Below are 421 nucleotides of genomic sequence, written 5' to 3' on the forward strand. Positions count from 1 at the left end.
CCGCATGATGACCGCCGACCTGCACCGCATGACGGGGGCCTACGCCCTGCACGCGCTGTCCGACGAGGAGCGCGCCGCGTTCGAGCGGCACCTCGCGGCCTGCGAACCGTGCGCCCAGGAGACCGCCGAGCTGTGCGCCACCGCGGCCCGCCTCGCGCTCGCCGTCTCCGTCACTCCGCGCCCGGTGTTGCGCGAGCAGGTGCTGCACCGGATCACGACCGTCCGGCAGGAGGCCCCCGGCGGGCCGACGCCGATCCGCGCCGAGCGCGCGGGTCCGCGGGGGCGCGTGCTGTCCCGGTGGGCGCTGGCCGCATGCCTCGCGGCGGCGGCCGCGCTGCCCTTCTCCGAATACTGCCTGCCCCGCCTCTGAGGCGGGTGCGCACCGTGTCCGCCGCGTGAGGGGAGCGTTACGCTCCGGACA

The 421-nt window shown here is 77.0% G+C and carries 1 pseudogene; it reads left to right on the forward strand.

Features of this window, described 5'->3' with window-relative positions:
• Positions 1–4: 4 nt before the first annotated feature.
• Positions 5–337: pseudogene (locus tag IG05_RS50400) on the forward strand (RskA family anti-sigma factor); the annotation flags it as partial.
• Positions 338–421: the final 84 nt, after the last annotated feature.

This window comes from Streptomyces sp. NRRL S-1022 (assembly GCF_000720135.1).
Classification (GTDB): domain Bacteria; phylum Actinomycetota; class Actinomycetes; order Streptomycetales; family Streptomycetaceae; genus Streptomyces.